Origin of the sequence: Devosia insulae DS-56 (assembly GCF_000970465.2) — a bacterium.
In the GTDB taxonomy this organism is placed as follows: domain Bacteria; phylum Pseudomonadota; class Alphaproteobacteria; order Rhizobiales; family Devosiaceae; genus Devosia_A; species Devosia_A insulae.
On the sequence record NZ_LAJE02000308.1, the window covers coordinates 1 to 3,100 of the forward strand.

Genomic DNA, 3,100 nt, shown 5'->3' on the forward strand with positions numbered 1-3,100 from the left:
CCTCGATGCTGCGGTGATCGCCTTCTCCCCTTGTGGTCGCGGGACGAGGGCGCAGCCCTCGCCCGGAGGTGCCCGAAGGGCGGATGAGGGGTTCTCTCCGCATACTCAGTCGCTCGTCGCTTACGCTCCGAGCGCGCTACACTTCGTTGCGCGGACCCCTCATCCGGCCTTCGGCCACCTCCGGGCGAGGGCTGCGCCCTCGTCCCGCGACCACAAGGGGAGAAGGCACCAGACTGAGGGATCGAACGAGAACAGGCTAGTCCACCCGCACCCGCTGTTCATACGCCCGAAGCATCGGTTCGAGGTGATCCTCGAACAGCAGCCCCGGCTGTTCCTCCAGCGCCATCGGATAGGCGGCCTCCGCCGCCAGCGACAGGCCGAGGAAGGCGATCAAGCCTTCGGCCGTGCCCGGGGCGGCGAAGCGGTAGTGGCTGGTTTCCAGCCGTTGCAGCAGGGCCTTCTTCGAGGCGATCATCTTCTCGGTGAAGCCGGGGCCGTTGCTCATCGAGCTCGAGAGCTTGATGTAGTCGTGCTGCGGCGTGCCGAGGTGGCGGACGCTTCCGGCGGTGCGCCAGAGCTGCATCAACAGCTCCAGGTCGGTCATATTGGTGAGTTCGAGGTCGTAGCGCGCGTCGCAGCGGCGGCGGTCCCAGACGATCATCGAATCCATCGACAGGTTGACGAACTTGTAGGCGCCGGGGGTCAGCACCCGGTCCTCGCCATCGCCGACGAAACGCAGGTGCCTGTAGCCGTCATTCATCACGTCGAGCGCCGACGCCACGATCGGCTGCTCGGCCAGCGCCGCCACGGCCAGTTCGAGCTTCCGCGGCTTCAGCCGGTCGTCGGCATCGAGGATCGCCACATAGGGGGCGGTGATGCGGTCGAGCGCCAGGTTGCGAGCCCGCGACGCGCCGGCGCCGACCCGGCCAGAGCTGAGGAAGTGGAAGCGCTCGTCGACGAGGCCGGCGCGGCCGAGCAGCTCTTCGTAGTCCTCGCCGTCATCGGTAATGATCCAGGCTTCCCAGTCGGCATGGGTCTGCTGCAGGACGCTGCGAACCGCCTGTTCGATCAGGCTCTCGGCCTTGTAGGCGGGGATCACCACCGCCACCGTGCTGTCGCTCAAAGTCCTGCTCCCCGCCGGGCCGGCGGTCTTGATTGGGAATGGTCCCAGACCCATATCACGGGCATGGAACGGCGCCACTGAAACTCGGGCCGCTCCTCACCGTTGCTTGGAACAAGGACGATACGGATGTCGCGCGTCTCCATGTTTTCGGCGCCCTTCCTGCTCGGCTTCGACGCGTTCGAGGAACGCATCGATCGGTTGAGCAAAGCCGCCGACGGCTACCCGCCCTACAATATCGAGCGTTCGCTCGATGCGGAGGGCGCGGAGACCTTTCTGATTTCCATCGCCGTCGCGGGGTTCGCAGAGCCCGACCTTGAGCTGACGGTGGAAGACAACCAGCTGCTGGTCCGTGGCCGGCAGAAAGACGACGCCAGCCGGGAGTACCTGCATCGCGGCATCGCCGCGCGGCAGTTCCAGCGAAACTTCCTCCTCGCCGACGGCATGGTGGTCAAAGACGCGATATTACGGAACGGCATGCTGATGATCGCAGTTGTTCGTCCGAGAGCCGAAAAGATCGCCCGCCGTATCGAGATCCGTTCTGCCTAGAAAGGGGAACATGAAGTGCAAGAGAACAGAGAACACCCCATCGACAATCCCCTGCGGAACCTGACCCCGGCCCAGTTCATGGCGCTCGGCGGCAATGCAGTGGTCTATGTCAAGCACGTCAAGGGCGCGGACATGGGTCCGATCCTGCCCGACAGCGAGTTCAACCAGGACTCCGACTTTCACATCGTGGTCTCGGCCGACGGCTCGCCGTTAATGGTCGGCGACAGCGAGGAAGCCGTCGAGGAATGGCTGAGCGACAAGTCCTTCGGCATCGTCACGCTGCACTGAACTTGAGCCTCCCTCCCCCGCGGCGCTACCGCGTCCGCTAGGAGGGGAGGGATTGAGGGAGGGGGTGGTCCTGTGATCACCGATGGACCCCCACCCCTCCCCTCAAGGGGGAGGGGAGCAGAGTTCAGCTCCAAGACTAGTCGCCGAGGCTGTCGAGGTCGACCTTGTTGACGCTCACCACCTTGGTTTTGCGTACGAAGCCGTAGAGCACGTCGGGCTCGGAGCGGTCCCACGCAATGCCCTGGCCGGCAATGGCGAGCGGCACCGTGCCGATCCAGTTGAGCGTTGAGCCGATCTGCGGCAGCTGCATCACATAGGCTTCGGCCGGATCGTGACCGCTGAGATAGAGGTTACCGTCCGGCCCCCATGAGCCGCCCGAGTTCGACATATCGTCGAACTTTTCCACCACTGCATCCGGAATCACGTAGGCCTGTGCCACCTGCCAGTCGGGGGTGAAGCGCACCACCTGCGTGTTGTATTTGTTGCCGTAGGCGATGGGGCTCTTGTCGAACACCCGGTTGTAGTTGGCAAAGCCGCCCCACCAGCTGCCGTCGGCCGCCTGGTCCACCCAGGTGAACGAGCCGATCTGGATGCCGAAGCTGTGGCTTTCGAGGTGATCGAGCGTCGCCGCGTCGAAAATCTCCAGCGACGAGGTCATCGGCCACACCGGATAGTTGGAATGGGCGACGTAGATCTTGCCATCGACCACCGCGGCGCTGTCGAAGTGGATGGCGCCGATATCCTCGTAGTCGCGGTTCAGCACCAGCTGCTTGCTGTCCTTGGCGTATTTGGCGATCGAGGTGTTGTCGATGGCGTAGAAATGCTCGGCATCGACGCCGATCGCCTGGTTGATCTCCGGGATCTCGAAGCTGTCGAGCACGCTCGAGCGCATCGCCACCGGCTCGGCGGCAAGACTTGGGGCAACGCAATTGAGGGCGACAACAAGCGTTGCCACCAGCGACAATCTGGCAAACATCACATTCTCCTGAACGGCTCGGGGTGGCGCCCTTAGGGCGGCGCGACCGTCTGAGACGCTAGGCGTGCTTGGTGAAGCTGGTGTGACGGGGCGGCGTACCCGCCAAAGCGCAAGGCCACCGTGGCAACACGCCTGATAGGTCGGTGCGGGAAGAGCACCCCCACCCC

At 64.3% G+C, this 3,100-nt stretch carries 4 protein-coding genes; 2 read left to right on the forward strand and 2 right to left on the reverse strand.

Annotated features, from left to right (window positions below):
* Window positions 1–256: 256 nt before the first annotated feature.
* Complete coding sequence (locus VW23_RS21285) at window positions 257–1,123, reverse strand: glycosyltransferase family 2 protein (protein ID WP_069911513.1); 867 nt, start codon at window positions 1,121–1,123, stop codon at window positions 257–259.
* A gap of 126 nt (window positions 1,124–1,249) precedes the next feature.
* Here VW23_RS21285 and VW23_RS21290 point away from each other — a divergent pair, with 126 nt between their 5' ends.
* Window positions 1,250–1,669, forward strand: coding sequence for an Hsp20 family protein (locus tag VW23_RS21290; RefSeq protein WP_069911514.1), 420 nt, complete (start codon window positions 1,250–1,252; stop codon window positions 1,667–1,669).
* Between the two features lie 15 nt (window positions 1,670–1,684).
* A complete protein-coding gene (locus tag VW23_RS21295) occupies window positions 1,685–1,957 on the forward strand; it encodes a DUF1150 family protein (protein WP_069911515.1) in 273 nt (90 codons plus the stop codon).
* 136 nt (window positions 1,958–2,093) lie between these two features.
* Here the strand turns inward: VW23_RS21295 and VW23_RS21300 are convergent, their stop codons facing one another.
* Window positions 2,094–2,933, reverse strand: coding sequence for a cycloisomerase (locus VW23_RS21300; RefSeq protein ID WP_069911516.1), 840 nt, complete (start codon window positions 2,931–2,933; stop codon window positions 2,094–2,096).
* Between the last annotated feature and the right edge of the window lie 167 nt (window positions 2,934–3,100).